Here is a 15929-nt window from a genome sequence, read left to right as displayed (position 1 = left end):
AACTACGTCACGCGCGATGAGGTTCCCTCGTCCACTGCGGCCCCGCCGCCCGCAACGCCGCCGGGGAGCTTGTTCAGCCGGACTGCCACCACCTTGTATTCGGGTGTATCGACCAAGCGGTCGCGCACGGGCGAAGTCAATCGGTTGATAAACAGATCGGGTCGATGGAAGGTCGCGAACAATTGCCCTTCACGTACGGCAGGGCTGATGTGGACAGGCAGTGTCGACGTTCCGTAGCGGCTCGACACACATACCCTTTCGCCTTCGACCACGCCATGGCGCATCGCATCCTCGGCTGCCATGTCCAGTGTGTCGGACGGCCGCAAGGTGGCATTGCTGGTCCGGTAGCTCATCGTGCCCGCGTTGAAGTGGTGCAGCGTGCGGCCGGTCGTCAGCAGCAGAGGATAGTCGTCGTCGGTTTTCTCGATCGTCGGAACGTAGTCGATCATGGCCAGCGTCGCGGTCTTGCCGCCAACGAAATGCGCCTGATGCAGCACCGGAGTACCCGGGTGGTGTTCATCCGGACATGGCCAATGCAGGTCTTCGCGTTCCAGCCGCGAATACCCGAGCCCCATTGCATCGGGCCACAGCGCACGCACCTCGTCCCAGATTGCCTGCGGTCCGGTGAACTCGAAGCCGTGCGGCTTACCCAAGCGAGCAGCCAGCGCCTGGATGATCCACCAGTCCGGACGGGCCTCACCCGGTGGGGCTACGGCGGCGCGAATGCGCTGCACGCGCCGGTCGGAATTCATGAAGGTGCCGTCCTTCTCGAAGAATGAGGCGGCCGGAAGAAAGACCGTGCCGAATGCCTCGGCCGTTTGATTAAGGAACAGGTCCTGTACGACCACCAGATCGAGCGCACCCAATGCCGCGGCGGTGTCGTTTGCCTTCGGCAGCGAAAGATAAATGTCGTAGCCCATCACGCAAAGGGCCTTGAGCCGGCCGGCCCGGGCCGCGTCGATCATTTCGAGCAGGTTGAGACCATGGCGCGACGGCAGCGTGACACCCCACATCCGTTCGAAGCGCTCGCCGGCCCTGTCGATTGCCTGTGCCCCCGTCAAAGACGCCGGGTCGCAACCCATCTGCGCCGCCCCCTGCACGTTGTTCTGACCACGTAACGGATTGATGCCTGAGCCCGGCCGGCCCAGGTTGCCGGTCAGCAGCGCCAGATTGATCAGCGCCATCACGCCCTCGCTTCCCTGGAGATGCTCGGTCAAGCCGAGGCCATGAAAGCACATCGATGGCCTGCCGCCGGCATAGAGCCGCGCGGCCGCGCGGATTGCCGCGGCGGATACGCCACAAGCCTCCGCCACGGTTTCGGCGGAATATCGGGCGACATGCGCGGTAAAGGCATCCAGGCCGGCTACGCGCTCGGCCAGGAACGCGTGATCGACGAGCCCTTCCTCGATCAGCGTGGCGGCGAGCGCGTTCAACAGGGGCACGTTGTGACCAGGGCGCACCGCGAGGTGCACGTCGGCCAGCGCCGCCAGCTCGGTACGACGCGGATCGATGACCACGAGGGGCGCGCCCTCGAGCACCGCTTGCTTGATGCGGGCGCCCACCACCGGATGGTTCTCGGTCGGGTTTGCTCCGCAAATCAGAAAGGCCTTTGCCAGCTCGATGTCGTCGAAGCTGTTCGTGGCCGCGCCGACGCCAAGCATGGTCTTGAGTGCCTTGGCACTGGGCGTGTGGCACACCCGTGCGCAGCAATCGACGTTGTGGGTGCCAAGCACCACGCGGGCGAACTTCTGCGCGAGGTAATTTTCCTCGTTGGTCGCCCGTGCCGAGCCGAGCACGCCGACCGCATCCGGTCCGTCACGCGCGACAATCTCCCGTAGCCGCGCGGCGGTGAAGTCGAGCGCCTCGTCCCAGGTCGTCGGATGCCATGTGCCGTCACGGCGGATCATCGGCCGCGTGATGCGGTCCGCCGCATGGTTGAACTCGAACGCATAGCGCCCCTTCACGCAAAGGTGGCCGCGGTTGACCGGGCTGTCGGCTGGCCGCACCGCCACCACGCGTCCATTTGCAGTCCCGACGTTCATCTGGCAGCCCACGGCGCAATACACGCAGGTGCTACGCGTCCACGCGGTCGGCTCGACACGGACTCGTTTGTCGAACAAGGCGCCGCTTGGGCAACTGTCCACGCAGGCCCCACAACTCACGCAGCCTCCGGCAAGGAGCGTCGGCCCTTTTCCCGTCGCGATGCGCGTGGCCTCGCCGCGTCCCCACGCCTCCCAAACGAATTGACCTTGAATTTCCTCGCAGATGCGGATACACCGCTCGCAATAGATGCAGCGCTCCATCGCCACGCCGAGATAAGGGTGAGTGTCGTCCTGAAACAGTCCATCTTCCCGCCTCTCCCCCGGCTGAACGCCATATTCCGCGAGCAGGCGATGGAACGGATGCCGCGGCTCGGCGGCGCATGCGGCTATCGGGTAATGCGCGACGAGCAGCTCGAGATTCGTACGGCGCAGCGCATCGAGGGATTTGCTGCGGGTGCGCACAATCAAGCCATCCTCAACCGTGAACGAGCAGCTTGCAACGGGGAGAGCCTGGCCCTCCAGTTCCACCACGCACAATCGGCAGGTTCCGAATGGCCTCAGGTGCTTGTCGTGGCACAAATGCGGAACCGTCGCACCCGCTTCTGCCAGGGCGTCGATGAGCAGCGTGCCGTCCGTCACTTCGTGCCGGACGCCGTCGATGGTCAGCCAAGCCATGGTTTCAGCTCCGCCCGGTAGTGCCGCTTCACCGACTCGGCGAACTCCGCCAACCCACGCCCATGGCCGCACAAGCTTGTCGCTGCAAGTGCGTCGATGATTTTCTGATAACGCGCACCGTCGATCGATGCGCCTGCCGGAACGGCATCGACCATAGCCGCCAGCGCGGGCGTGCCGAAGTGACAGGGCGTGCACGCGCCACAGGACTCGCGCGCGCCAAACCGGAACACCTCTGCGATGATGTTCATGATCGACGTGTCGTCGGAAAACGCGATGACACCGCCATGCCCGACCGCGCAATCGATCGCCCGCATTTCTTCGTAACCGAGCCGAGTGGCCAGCAGCTCCGGCGGCACGATGCCTGCGAGCGGTCCTCCGACCATGAGACCTTTGAGGTTGCCACGGCGCAAACCTTGACCCAGGTGATCAACGATATCCGCCAACGAGATGCCGAACTCGACTTCGTAAAGCCCCGGACGGCGAAACAGGGAATTGAGCGAGAGCAGCTTGGTGCCACGGCTGCGGGAGAATCCGAGTTCGGCATAGGCTGCTGCGCCCTCCGTCACGATCCACGGCACCGAGCACAGGGTTTCCACGTTGTGCACCAGCGTAGGTGCGCCGAAGAGCCCGTGCCGAGTGATCTGCGGGGGCCGTTGACGCGCTTCGGGACGGCGGCCCTCCAGTGCGTTCAGCAGCGAGGTCTCTTCCCCACAGAGATAGGCGCCTTGCCCCACAATCAGTTGAAGGTCAAATCCTGACCCTAGCCACCCTGCCGCACGCGCTTGCTGCAGGGCTTGCGAGACGATTTGCGCAGCCAACGGGTACTCCTTGCGCACATAGATGAAACCTCGGCGCGCGCCCACGGCGCAGGCAGCGATCGCGGCGCCTTCAATTACCCGAAATGGATCGTCTTCGAGCAGGAAACGATCGGAAAATGCGCCAGGATCGCCTTCGTCAGCGTTGACAACCAGATATTTAGTGTCGGCCGGCTCATCGGCAACTGCCTGCCATTTGATCGCGGCCGGAAAGCCGGCTCCGCCGCGCCCTCGCAATCCGGACTCGTGCAGCATTTGTATCAACGCGCCCGGCGCCGTGGTTTGCGCCCTGGCCAAGGCCAGACCGCCGCCGTGTTCACGATACACGGTCATGTCCCGGACGCCGCCGATGAGCACGTTGCTCAGCAGCACGGTGCGACGGCCGTGACTCCTGGTGTTTGGTCGAATGTCATGTGCGCTGTCGCTGGGGCCGTCGTAGCATTTTCCCAGGCAGGAAACGGTCGGCTGTTGATCGATGGCGCGCTGCCAGACCGCTGGTCGGTCGGCGCGTGCGGCGAAGCAAGCCAAGCCGGCGCACGCGCAATCGGTGATCGCGCTCTGGTCAAGGTGATAGAACGAATGTGCGGCGGCATGGCGTCGCAACTGCTTCACCTGAGTTCTCATGAGAAAGCCCCGCGGTACCCGGCTCGCGTTACGTCGATCGACGTGTTGCCCACCCTACCTCCGCGAAATGGCGGTGCGTTGCGTTAGATCAAGATTGCTCCCTGATGCCTGGCACGGACCGAAAGGACAGCCAACCAGCCGTCAGGCGTCCATCTGTGTATTGTGCTTGCCCAGGCGAAGCCCGTTGCGCCTGTCACGAAGGCGCGTAGCACGCTGTCTGCCGATCGAGGCCGCAAGGCAACTCGGGGCCAGGCAAATGCACCACCGGAGCTTTGAAAGCGAACACTCGACTATGAGAAGCGCCCCTTTCATCCCGGTCAATTCGTCAGCATTCACTCTCAGGATGAAGCAACCGAACGTGTTGCCGGGTCGAAACATTGCGTCGATGCGGGCGATGCAAACCTGCAAACCAAGCGCAGTGCGCACGAGACCGGGCCGCCTCGGGGAAATCCCGAGCAAGTTTCGACGACCCGATGCCGCGCTCGATGCGGCACGATCATGGGCCGCATGAGCGGCCGCGCGGCTTCCATTCTTGATTTCAAATCAAAACAATTTGGCTCATAGCCGAGTTTTTCCGCAAAAGTAACGACGGCACACTGCGATCCATCCCTACTGGAACCAGGATCGCCTCATGCCCCTCGCCCTGCTCGCGCTGACCATCAGCGCATTCGCCATCGGCACGACCGAATTCGTGATCGTCGGGCTGATCCCGACGATCGGCGCCGACCTCGGCGTCAGCCTGCCGTCGGCCGGCCTGCTCGTCAGCCTCTACGCACTGAGCGTCGCCATCGGCGCGCCGCTGCTCACCGCGCTCACCGGCCGCGTGCCGCGCAAGACGCTGCTCGCCGCGCTGATGGCGCTGTTCACCGTCGGCAACCTCGTGGCCTGGCAGGCGCCGGGCTACGAATCGCTGATCGTCGCGCGCGTGCTCACCGGCCTCGCGCACGGCGTGTTCTTCTCGGTCGGCTCGATCATCGCGACCACGCTCGTGCCGAAGGAAAAGGCCGCCAGCGCGATCGCGACGATGTTCAGCGGGATGACCGTCGCGTTCGTCGCCGGCATTCCGCTCGGCACCTTCATCGGCCAGCACTTCGGCTGGCGCGCGACCTTCCTGATCGTCGCGCTGTTCGGCCTCGTCGCGTTCGTCGGCGCGGTGGCGTTCGTGCCGCGCGGGCTGCCGCAGACGCCGCCCGCGCCGCTCGCCCGCCAGTTCCGCGTGCTCGCCCAGCCGCGCCTGCTGCTCGTCTATGCGATGACGGCGGTCGGCTACGGCGGCTCGCTGATCGCGTTCACGTACATGGCGCCGCTGCTCGAACAGATCGCCGGCTTCACGCCGTCGCAGGTCAGCCTCGTGCTCGTCGGCTACGGCGTGTCGGTCGCGTTCGGCAACGTGTGGGGCGGCAAGCTCGCCGACAGCGTCGGCCCCGTCAAGGCGCTCAAGCGGATCTTCCTGCTGCTCGCGATCGTGCTGCTCGCGCTGACCTTCACGGTGCACGTCAAGTGGCTCGCGGTGCTGACGATGCTCGCGTGGGGCGCGGTTGCGTTCGGCAACGTGCCGGGCCTGCAGGTGTACGTCGTCAAGCAGGCGCGCCACTTCGCGCCGGACGCCGCCGACGTCGCGTCGGGCTTCAACATCGCCGCCTTCAACCTCGGCGTCGCAGGCGGCTCGTCGCTCGGCGGGCTGATCGTCGCGAACGTCGGTCTCGGCCATACGCCGTGGATCGCCGCCGCCGTCACGCTCGGCGCGTTCGCGCTCACCGCGCTGAGCGGCCGTCTCGACCAAAGCCAGGGCCTGCCGGAACGCACGGCCGAACCCGTCGAACTCGCCCACTGAATCGCCACCCGGAGCCCCCCATCATGAACACGCCCGCCCACCTCCCGCCGTTCGCCGGCAAGACCTTCGAAGTCCGTTACGACGGCCTCACCGCACTCAACGCGTATGACGGGAGCAGCCTCCGCATGCGCTACGAGATCACCGAAGGCCCGTACGCCGGCGCGAAGGGCGAAGTCGCGTACGCGTGGCAGCACGTCGCCGGCAAGACCTACGCGATCTCGTGGCAGGAAGCCGACCGCGCGACGGTCGTGCACATCGACGATTTCGCCGCCGGCACGTCGCGCTCGTTCTTCACCGCGTCGTCGCTCGATTTCCATCGGCTCGAAGGCAGCCTGCGCGCAGTCTGAACGGAGCCCGCCCATGCCCACTTCACTCGACAAGCTCGCCGACGGCGGCTTCAGCATCGGCATCGAACTGCCGCTCGACAACGACTGGTCGCCGGCCGGCGGCACGAAGCGCCACCGCGACGGCCGCCGCCCCGGCGTGCCCGATCTGGAAAACCATGCGGCGCTCGCACGACTGGCCGACACGCTCGGCTTCCGCGCGCTCTGGGTGCGCGACGTGCCGGTGTACGACCCGTCGTTCGGCGACGCCGCGCAGGTGTTCGAAACGTTCTCGTATCTCGGCTACCTCGCCGGCATCACGCGCGACATCCTGCTCGGCACGGCCGCCGTCGTGCTGCCGCTGCGCGAACCGCTGCTGACGCTGAAATCGGCCGCGACGATCCAGGAGCTGAGCGGCGGCCGCCTGCTGCTCGGCGTCGCGAGCGGCGACCGGCCGGTCGAATATCCGCTGTTCGGCCGCGATTTCGCCGCGCGCGGCGCGAATTTCCGCAGCCAGGTCGCGCTGCTGCGCGACGGTGCGCGCGGACACCTGCCGCCCGGCCTGGACGTGCTGCCCGCCGCCCGTTCGCCGGTGCCGCTGCTCGTCGCGGGCCTCGCGCAGCAGACGCCCGCATGGATCGGCGAGCATATGGACGGCTGCCTCGCGTATCCGGGCACGCCGGCCGACCACGCGCAGCGCGCCGCGAACTGGCGCGCCGTGGCAGGCGACAAGCCGTACGTGAGCTTCATCCACCTCGACCTCGCGGCAGACCCGCACGAACCGCTGCAGCGGCACCATTTCGGCGCCCGCGCGGGACGCATCGCACTGGCGGAAGAACTCGCGGCGATGCGCGACGCGGGCGTGCAGCACATCGGCCTGCATTTCCGCCGCAATCGCCGGCCGCTCGACGAGACCTTCGCCGAGATCGCGAGCGAAGTTCTCCCGCATTTCCATCACAAACAGGAACTGGCCGAGCAGACGCCGTGAACCGGGCCCCAACCGCGTGGCGGCGGGCGACGCGATCCTTGATTTGAATTCAATTGTCATTGACGCTTACTGACGTTTATCGCAAAGGTCGCCGACGGCACAATCCTTCCATCGACCTTTGCTTCTACCCCTCAAGGAGAACACCATGAGCAAGATTCCGGCATTCGGCCTCGGCACGTTCCGCCTGCAAGGCCAGGTCGTCATCGATTCGGTTCGCAACGGCCTCGACCTCGGCTACCGCGCAATCGACACCGCGCAGATCTACGGCAACGAAGCGGAAGTCGGCGAGGCGATCGCCGCCTCCGGCGTGGCGCGCGACGAACTGTTCCTGACGACGAAGATCTGGGTCGACAACTACGCGCCCGCGAAGCTCGTGCCGAGCCTCGAGGAAAGCCTGACCAAGCTGCGCACCGACCACGTCGACCTGACGCTGATCCACTGGCCCGCGCCCGGCAACGGCGTGGCGCTCGAAACGTTCATGACCGCGCTTGCCGATGCCAAGGCGAAAGGCCTGACGCGCCGGATCGGCGTGTCGAACTTCAACATCGAGCTGACGAAGCAGGCCATCGCGGCGGTCGGCAAGGACGCGATCGCGACCAACCAGATCGAGCTGAGCCCCTATCTGCAGAATCGCAAGCTGGTCGAGTTCCTGCAGCGCGAAGGCATTCAGGTGACCTCGTACATGACGCTCGCGTACGGCAAGGTGCTCGGCGACCCGGTCATCGGCGCGATCGCGCAACGCCACGACGCAACGCCGGCGCAGGTTGCGCTCGCATGGGCATTGAAACTCGGCTACGCGGTGATTCCGTCGTCGACCAAGCGCGCGAACCTCGCGAGCAACCTGCTTGCGCAGACGCTGCAACTGACCGACGACGACATGGCGCAGATCGACGCGCTCGACCGCAACGGCCGCGAAGTCGACCCGGCCGGCCTCGCGCCGCAGTGGGACTGAAGCGGCCCGCACACCCAAGATTTCCGCTGCGGCCAGCCGGCCGCGGCTTCCACAGGACACCCACCATGACCCAGGATCCGCTGTTCCAACCGCTGCGGCTCGGCGCGCTGACGCTGCCGAACCGCATCGTGATGCCGCCGATGACGCGCTCGCGCGCGAGCCAGCCCGGCGACGAAGCCAATGAACTGATGGCCGCGTATTACGCGCAGCGCGCGAGCGCCGGCCTGATCGTCAGCGAAGGCACCTATATCGCGCCGCTCGGCAAGGGTTACGCATGGACGCCCGGCATTCACACACCGGCCCAGGTCGCCGGCTGGCGCAAGGTGACCGACGCCGTGCACGCGGCCGGCGGCCGCATCTTCGCGCAGCTCTGGCACGTCGGCCGGCTGAGCCATACGAGCCTGCTGGGCGGCCAGTCGCCCGTGTCGTCGTCGCCGATCCAGGCCGACGGCGTGAACGTGTTCATCGCCGGCGACGACGGCAGCACGCCCGGCTTCGTGCAGGCGTCCGCGCCGCGTGCGCTGAGCATCGACGAGATCCAGGAGATCGTCGGCCAGTACCGCGCCGCCGCCCGCCACGCGATCGAGGCCGGGTTCGACGGCGTCGAACTGCACGGTGCGAACGGCTACCTCGTGAATCAGTTCATCGATTCGAACGCCAACACGCGCACGGACGCGTATGGCGGCTCGCTCGACAACCGGCTGCGCTTCCTGCGCGAAGTCACGCAGGCGCTGATCGAGGGCGCGGGCGATGCATCCCGCGTCGGCGTCCGCCTCGCGCCGCTGACCACGCTGAACGGCTGCGTCGACGCCGACCCGGAAACGACCTACCTCGCTGCCGCGAAGCTGCTCGGCGAACTCGGCGTCGGCTACCTGCACATCGCCGAAGCCGACTGGGACGACGCGCCGCTGATGCCGGTCGCGTTCAAGCACAAGCTGCGCGCCGCGTTTCCCGGCGTGCTGATCTACGCGGGCAAGTACACCGCGGAACGCGCGCGCGAAGCCATTGCCGCGGGCTGGGCCGACCTGGTGGCATTCGGCCGCCCGTTCGTCGCGAATCCCGACCTGCCCGCGCGCCTGCGCGCCGGCGTGCCACTGGCTCAGCACGACCGCGACACGCTGTTCGGCGGCGGCGCGCAAGGGCTGACCGACTATCCGAGCGCCACGCCGGTCGCGGCCTGACGCAGCTGTCTCCCGTATTCGCATGGAAATACATTCGATGAAGAAGCGCACCCTCGCCGCGCTCGCGTTCGCGCTCGCCGCGAGCCTGCCGATCACGGCCGCGGCCGCCGCGCCGGCGGCGGACTGGTATCCGTCCGCCTACGGCCCGCATGATGAAATCGGCGCAGCCAACCTGTTGACGCCCGACGTCGTCAGGCAGGCGGTCGGCCTCGTCAAGGCCGGCAAGACCTATCCGCTGGCGGTGCCGGTGGACAAGAACCTGCCGGCGTTCCGGCATCGCAGCTTCCGGCTCTACAACGTGCAGGTCGGCCAGCAGGCCGGCAAGAGCCTCGGCCCGAACAAGTTCACGTTCAACGACGAACTGGTCAACGCGTGGACGGGCGTCGGCACGCAGCTCAACGGGATCGGCCACATCGGCATCGACAACGTCTATTACAACGGCAACCGCGCGGCCGATTTCGTGACCGTCGACGGGGTGACGAAGCTGGGCGTCGAGAAGGTGCCGCCGATCGTCACGCGCGGCGTCGTGCTCGATATGACCGCGTACTTCGGCAAGCCGATCGTACCGGGCGGCACCGAGTTCACCGTCGCGGACATCCAGGCCGTCCTGAAGAAGCAAGGCCTGACGCTGCGCAAGGGAGACGTGGTGCTGTTCAACACCGGCTGGCTGGAACTGATCGGCAAGGACAACCGGCAGTTCCTCGAAGTCGAACCCGGCATCGGCATGGAAGCCGCGACATGGCTGGCCGACCAGGGGATCGTCGCGTTCGGCGGGGATACCTGGGCCTCCGAGGTCTACCCGAACCCGCACTCGCGGGATGAATTCCCGATCAACCAGTACATGCTCGCGAAGCGCGGCATCTACAACCTCGAACTGATCGACAGCCGCGCGCTGGTGCGTGACCAGGCCTGGGAATTCCTGTTCGTGCTGGGCCAGCCGCTGTACGTCGGCTCCACGCAGGTCAACATCAATCCTGTCGCCATTCGCTGACGCCGGCACCGAACCGGATACCGTGCGCGCTTGACGGCGCTATCATGCCGTCAAGCGCGCCGCACACGAATGGCGGCACGGCCGCCTTGTCCGGCACGTCGTCGCGCGACGCGATCGCGCCAATACGCTCGACCTTCGCGACGCGCTCCGGCCGCCCTCTACCAGACTTGAGCCCCGGAAGGTCCTACATGCTCGACATCCGCCAGCTTCAATATTTCATCGCGGTCGCGGAAGAGGAACACGTCGGCCGCGCCGCGGAACGCCTGCATATTTCACAGTCGCCGCTCAGCCGCCAGATCGCGCAGCTCGAGGAAAAGCTCGGACTGACGCTGTTCGAACGCAGCCAGCAACGCATTCGCCTGACGCGTGACGGCCGCACGTTCCTCAGCGAGACGCAGGCATTCTTGCGTCATGCACACCGGCTGGAATCGCTCGCGCGCCGGCTCGGCCGCGGCGACGAAGGCGGGCTCTGCATCGGCTACCTGGAAACGGCCACGCACTCGGGCGTGCTGCCGCGCGCGCTGAAGACGCTGCGCGCGGAGCGCCCGGCCGTCCACATCGCGCTGTACAACTACACGTCCGCCGCGCAGCTCGAAGGCTTGCGCGAGCGCAGCCTCGACATCGCGCTCGTCACCGAGCCGCCCGCGTCGGACGATCCCGAACTCGAGTCGATGCGCGTGCTGAACGATCCGATGCTGCTTGCGCTGCCCGAAGGGCATCCGCTCGCGAAGAAGAAGACGCTGGTCGCCGACGATCTCGCGACGCAGCCGTGGATCGGCGTCACGCAGCAGGAAAGCGCGCCGCGTCACGGCGCGTTCGTCGCCGCGTGTGCGAAGGCGGGGTTTTCACCGGATATTTCAGTCGAGGCGAGCGAGCCGCTCGCGGCGCTCGGGCTCGTCGCCGCCGGGCTCGGCGTGACGATGATCCAGCAGAGCCTGCGTCATCAGGTGCCGGAAGGCGTCGTGCTGCGCGAGCTGCCGTGGTTCAGCTATCGCACGCCGCTGTGGGCCGCATGGCACAAGGTCAACCTGCGGCCGCTGGTCGGCGTGTTCCGCGAGATCCTGACCGGCGACGAGGTGGTCGCGGCGGTCGAATGACGCAACGCGCGGCGCGCGGCGCGCCGTTGAATGCGCACCGCGCGGAGCGGCAGCCGGCATTCGTTGCCGGCTGCCGTCACGACCATCACACCGCCGCGAACCGCTTCGCCAGCTCGGCGAGACCGTCTTCGTAGATGCCCCGGAAGTGGCGAATCGATTCGTCGTCGGTCGCGCCGTTCGGCGTGAACGTGCCCGACCACTCGATCGTCGCCGCGTTCGCGCCGTTCCCGCGCACGCGCAGCGTGGAGCGATAGTCGACGACCGGGAACGGCGCCTCGAGGATCGCGTACGTGTAGCTGCGCGCCGCGTCGTCGAAGGCGACCAGACGCTCGACGATCGCGTCGCCGTCCGGATTCGCGAGGCTGCGCACGCGGCCACCTTCACTCAGCTCGCTCGACGGGATATACGACAGCCAGTCGGGCAGCGCCCCGAAGCCGCCGATCAATTGCCAGACCGTGTCGGCCGAAGCCGAGACCTGGATGCTTGCGTGTGCCTGTGCCATATCATCACCGTTGACGATCAACGATCGATCGGCAGCGGCGCATTGGCCGCAACCAGACCTTGTTCGCGCATCTCGCGCCAGAAGTCGGCCGGAATCGCCACGTTCAGCGCGGCCTGGTCTTCCGCGATCCGCTCCGGACGGCTGGCGCCCGGAATCACCGCGGCGGTGGCCGGATGCGCCATCGAGAACTGCAGCGCGGCGGCCTTGATCGGCACGTCGTAGCGCGCGGCGATCGCCTTGATGCGTTCGACCTTCGCGATGATTTCCGGAGAAGCCTTCTGGTATTCGAAGTGCGTGCCGCCCGCGAGCACGCCCGAGCTGTACGGGCCGCCGACGACGATCCCGACGTTCTGCGCGGCCGCCGCCGGCATCACGCGCTGCAGCGCGCGCTCATGATCGAGCAGCGTGTAGCGGCCGGCCAGCAGCATGCCGTCCGGCTGCGGTTCGGCGAGATCGAGCACCAGTTCGATCGGCTCGACGCGGTTCACGCCGAGGCCCCATGCGTTGATCACGCCTTCTTCGCGCAGCTTGCCGAGCACACGGAATGCGCCCTTGCGCGCGACTTCGAATTGCGCGAGCCATTCGTCGCCGTAGAAATCCTGTGCGATGTCGTGCACCCAGACGATGTCGAGGCGGTCAGTGCGCAGGCGCTTCAGGCTGTCCTCGATCGAGCGCAGCGTCGCGTCGGCCGAATAGTCGTTGACGATGCGGTTCGGCCGGCCGTGTTCGAACAGGCCGCCCTTCTCGCCCAGATCGCGCGCCGACACGTCCTCGACTTCGTCGAGGATCACGCGGCCGACCTTCGTGCTCAGCACGTATTCGTCACGCGGATGGTGCGCGAGCGCGTCGCCCAGACGCATTTCGGCGAGGCCGGCGCCATAGAACGGCGCGGAATCGAAATAGCGGATGCCGTGCTGCCATGCGGCTTCGACGGTGGCCGCGGCTTCCGCGTCGGGGATGTCGCGGAACATGTTGCCGAGCGGCGCGGTGCCGAAGCCGAGGATCTTGTTGCCGGGCAGCTTGCCTTTGAGACTCATGATTTGCTCCAGGGGTGAGGGAAAGCGGGTTCAGTCTAGGCAGGCGGGTTAAGTCTGTCCAAGACGGAATTCGACATAGTTGAGTCCCGGAAGGTCTAATCCCCGGTTTGGTGCGGCGACCCGATATTTCGCGCGAAGGGGCCGTGCGGCCGACATGCTCGCGCAGCAAGGCTGGCGACGGAATCGGCGGCCCATTCGTGATTTCAGATCAAAGATCATTTCGCCGGCGGCCCGTTTTTCCGCGGCGAACGGATACCTATATTGGCTGCACTCGCAACGACATCGACGTGGTTGCGGCTCACTCAACCAGACAGGTACCCAACATGAAAACGCTCGTTTCTTCCACGCTCGCCGCACTGATCATCGCCGCACCGGCCGTTTCGTTCGCGCAGCAAACCACCCATCCACTGACCCGCGCCGAAGTGAAGGCCGAACTGGCCCAGCTCGTGGCCGCCGGCTACCGCCCGGCGATGGATCACAACACGTATCCGGCCGCGATCCTCGCCGCCGAAAATCGCGTGCGTGAAAACGCCGTCGCGCAAACCGGCCCGAGCGCTGCCCCGGCCGCCGACACGACCGGCTACGGCAAGGAAAGCCGAACCGCCAGCGAATCCGGCCGCGCGATGACAATCAACGGCCGCGACGCAATCTATCGCGGCCATTGATCGGCGTCGGACTTGCGGACCTTGCGCATCCCAGCGGAAACGCGACGTTCTGCTGCTCACTGCAGCGACGCATCGCGATTTCGCGCGTCCGTCCCGCACGGGCGCGCTTGCGCTTCCGTCGAGCCGGCACGGGCCACCTGCGGCCGCGCGTCATCGGTCGTGCGTGCCGGATTCCGCGCGCGCAGCACGCTCGCGCGGCCGCCGTCGTCGTCAGGCAATTGCGGCATACCCCGCGCGAAGGCCGGTGCAACCGCCGCCGCCAACAGAGCGGCGATCGCCAGCCGCGACAAGGGTTTCATCGCCCGCCCCCGCTTCACTGCGCGCTCACGGTCGACACCGATGCCGACGCGTTCGCGTTCGCGGTCGCGGCGCCCTGCTCGCCGTGCGCGATCGCATAGCGCGCGCGATTGAGCGCGATCGTCTGCGCGCTCGGCGGATAGTCCCGTTTCGGTGCGGGCATGACGCCGTCGCGCTGCGCCTGGACCAGGTCGGCGATGACGTCGGCGCGCGTCAGGCCGGGCAACGAAGTCTGCGCGAAAGCCGCGGGCGGCGTGCCGATTGCGGCGGCGAGCAGCGCGGCGGCAGCCATCAGCCTGCGATTCAGATTCATGATGAAACTCCCCAGAACGGTACGAAGAAGACGCATCGTCGATGCGCCGCCGGCACGACAGCCGATGCGGTCCGCTGCCTGACGGAGTCATTCTGGAGAGCGGAGCCGGCGTGACGCTGACCGCCGGATGACAATTTCGAAATCTGCCGGCCCGCGCGCGGATTCGAGCCCCGGCCCGAAGAAATAGGGGGAGCATCGCCGCCCAATTTTCACGTTGACAATATGCATATACATACATGACCATGCATATGCACAGAACCCAGGAATCCGGGAATCATTGCGCGACGCGCACCGCACCACCGCTCGCGGTCGCCCGCGCGCACCCATGTCAACGTGATCGAGGAACGCATCATGAGTACACGCGAAGTCGTCATCTGCCATCCTGTCCGAACGCCGATCGGCACGTTCAACGGCTCTTTGAAGGACACGCCCGCGACCGAGCTCGGCGCGATCGCCGTGCGCGAAACCCTGCGGCGCAGCAGCCTGGATGGCGCGGCCGTCGACACGGTCGTGATGGGCAACGTGATCCAGGCCGGCAACAAGATGAACCCCGCACGGCAGGCGTCGATCGGCGCCGGCATTCCGGTCGCGGTGCCCGCGCTGACGGTCAACCGGGTCTGCGGCTCCGGCGCGCAGGCGATCGTCAATGCCGCGCAGGAGATCATGCTGGGCTTCGCGAACGCGGCCGTCGCCGGCGGCATGGAAAGCATGGAGCGCGCGCCGTACCTGCTCGACGGCGCCCGCTGGGGCTACCGGATGGGCCAGGCCCCGATCCTCGACAGCATGCTGCGCGACGGCCTCGTCGATGCATTCTCCGACCAGCATTCCGGGTGGCATACCGAGGATCTGGCGAGCCAGCTCGACATTTCGCGCGACCGCCAGGACCGCTGGGCGCTGCGCTCGCAGCAACGCTTCTCCGCCGCGCTGGCCGGCGGGAAGTTCGACGCCGAGCTGGTGCCGGTCGAGATCCTGCAGCGCAAGGCGCGCGTGGCGTTCGCGCGGGACGAGACGCCCCGCCCCGATACGACGCTCGACACGCTCGCGAAACTGAAACCCGCGTTCCGCCCGGACGGCACGATCACCGCCGGCAATGCGCCGGGCCTGAACAGCGGCGCATCGGCGATGCTGGTGGCGGACCGCGCGTTCGCCGACGCGCACGGGATCGCACCGAGCGCTCGCGTCGTGTCGTTCGGCATCGCCGCCGTCGAGCCCGGGATGTTCGGCCTGGGCCCCGTTCCCGCGGTGAAGATCGCGCTCGAACGCGCCGGCTGGGCGCTGCGCGATGTCGAGCGCTTCGAGATCAACGAGGCGTTCGCGGTCGTGCCGATCGCGGTGGCGGGCCAGCTCGGCATCGACGAGGAGATCGTCAACGTGGACGGCGGCGCGATCGCGCACGGCCATGCGATCGGCGCGACGGGCGCGGTGCTGACCACGCGCCTGATCCACTCGATGAAGCGCGACGGCATCAAGCGCGGCGTGGTGACGCTGTGCATTGGCGGCGGCCAGGGCATCGCGCTCGCGATCGAGACGCTCTGAACGCAAAAAGGCCGCGAATCGCGGGATTCGCGGCCTCGTTGCATCGCGACGGTCAAT

At 66.9% G+C, this 15929-nt stretch carries 15 protein-coding genes; 9 read left to right on the top strand and 6 right to left on the bottom strand.

Going from position 1 to position 15929, the window contains the following annotated elements; translation table 11 throughout:
- Positions 1-2 precede the first annotated feature (2 nt).
- Entirely contained in the window at positions 3-2717 is a 2715-nt protein-coding gene (gene fdhF / locus ABFO07_RS21630; RefSeq protein ID WP_347469538.1) for a formate dehydrogenase subunit alpha, read from the bottom strand.
- Positions 2705-4144 (bottom strand): NADH-ubiquinone oxidoreductase-F iron-sulfur binding region domain-containing protein, encoded by a 1440-nt coding sequence (locus ABFO07_RS21625; protein ID WP_347469537.1) that lies wholly within the window; start codon positions 4142-4144, stop codon positions 2705-2707. The genes fdhF and ABFO07_RS21625 overlap by 13 nt, the downstream gene beginning before the upstream one ends.
- Positions 4145-4787: 643 nt before the next feature.
- Here ABFO07_RS21625 and ABFO07_RS21620 point away from each other — a divergent pair.
- From ABFO07_RS21620 to ABFO07_RS21590, 7 genes are all read left to right on the top strand, one after another.
- Complete coding sequence (locus tag ABFO07_RS21620) at positions 4788-5990, top strand: MFS transporter (RefSeq protein WP_322229953.1); 1203 nt, start codon at positions 4788-4790, stop codon at positions 5988-5990.
- Positions 5991-6013: 23 nt separating this feature from the next.
- A complete protein-coding gene (locus ABFO07_RS21615) occupies positions 6014-6337 on the top strand; it encodes a MoaF-related domain-containing protein (protein WP_059907815.1) in 324 nt (107 codons plus the stop codon).
- 13 nt (positions 6338-6350) lie between these two features.
- Positions 6351-7301, top strand: a complete 951-nt coding sequence (locus ABFO07_RS21610) for an LLM class oxidoreductase (RefSeq protein ID WP_059883776.1) — start codon at positions 6351-6353, stop codon at positions 7299-7301.
- A 145-nt stretch (positions 7302-7446) separates the two neighbouring features.
- On the top strand, positions 7447-8253 hold the full coding sequence (dkgB, locus tag ABFO07_RS21605) for a 2,5-didehydrogluconate reductase DkgB (RefSeq protein WP_347469536.1): 807 nt from the start codon (positions 7447-7449) through the stop codon (positions 8251-8253).
- A gap of 65 nt (positions 8254-8318) precedes the next feature.
- Complete coding sequence (locus ABFO07_RS21600) at positions 8319-9434, top strand: alkene reductase (protein ID WP_347469535.1); 1116 nt, start codon at positions 8319-8321, stop codon at positions 9432-9434.
- A gap of 37 nt (positions 9435-9471) precedes the next feature.
- On the top strand, positions 9472-10425 hold the full coding sequence (locus ABFO07_RS21595; protein WP_059907868.1) for a cyclase family protein: 954 nt from the start codon (positions 9472-9474) through the stop codon (positions 10423-10425).
- Between the two features lie 188 nt (positions 10426-10613).
- A complete protein-coding gene (locus ABFO07_RS21590) occupies positions 10614-11522 on the top strand; it encodes a LysR family transcriptional regulator (RefSeq protein ID WP_124491605.1) in 909 nt (302 codons plus the stop codon).
- Between the two features lie 85 nt (positions 11523-11607).
- On the opposite strand, the gene ABFO07_RS21585 is transcribed toward ABFO07_RS21590, so the two are convergent.
- A complete protein-coding gene (locus tag ABFO07_RS21585) occupies positions 11608-12024 on the bottom strand; it encodes an SRPBCC family protein (RefSeq protein WP_124491606.1) in 417 nt (138 codons plus the stop codon).
- A gap of 17 nt (positions 12025-12041) precedes the next feature.
- The gene (locus ABFO07_RS21580; protein WP_059801088.1) at positions 12042-13061 is read right to left on the bottom strand and encodes an aldo/keto reductase; all 1020 of its coding nucleotides are present in this window, start codon (positions 13059-13061) and stop codon (positions 12042-12044) included.
- A gap of 323 nt (positions 13062-13384) precedes the next feature.
- On the opposite strand from ABFO07_RS21580, the gene ABFO07_RS21575 reads away from it, so the two are divergent.
- A complete protein-coding gene (locus tag ABFO07_RS21575; protein ID WP_059961767.1) occupies positions 13385-13726 on the top strand; it encodes a DUF4148 domain-containing protein in 342 nt (113 codons plus the stop codon).
- 56 nt (positions 13727-13782) lie between these two features.
- Here ABFO07_RS21575 and ABFO07_RS21570 read toward each other — a convergent pair whose 3' ends face one another.
- Positions 13783-14025 (bottom strand): hypothetical protein, encoded by a 243-nt coding sequence (locus ABFO07_RS21570; RefSeq protein ID WP_124491607.1) that lies wholly within the window; start codon positions 14023-14025, stop codon positions 13783-13785.
- A 14-nt stretch (positions 14026-14039) separates the two neighbouring features.
- Entirely contained in the window at positions 14040-14330 is a 291-nt protein-coding gene (locus tag ABFO07_RS21565) for a DUF4148 domain-containing protein (RefSeq protein ID WP_059891314.1), read from the bottom strand.
- 357 nt (positions 14331-14687) lie between these two features.
- Between ABFO07_RS21565 and ABFO07_RS21560 the strand changes: the two genes are divergently transcribed.
- Complete coding sequence (locus ABFO07_RS21560; RefSeq protein ID WP_059883802.1) at positions 14688-15872, top strand: thiolase family protein; 1185 nt, start codon at positions 14688-14690, stop codon at positions 15870-15872.
- Positions 15873-15929: the final 57 nt, after the last annotated feature.

The sequence above is a fragment of the Burkholderia stagnalis genome (genome assembly GCF_039848545.1).
In the GTDB taxonomy this organism is placed as follows: domain Bacteria; phylum Pseudomonadota; class Gammaproteobacteria; order Burkholderiales; family Burkholderiaceae; genus Burkholderia; species Burkholderia stagnalis.
This window is presented reverse-complemented; position numbering and strand designations above follow the sequence as displayed.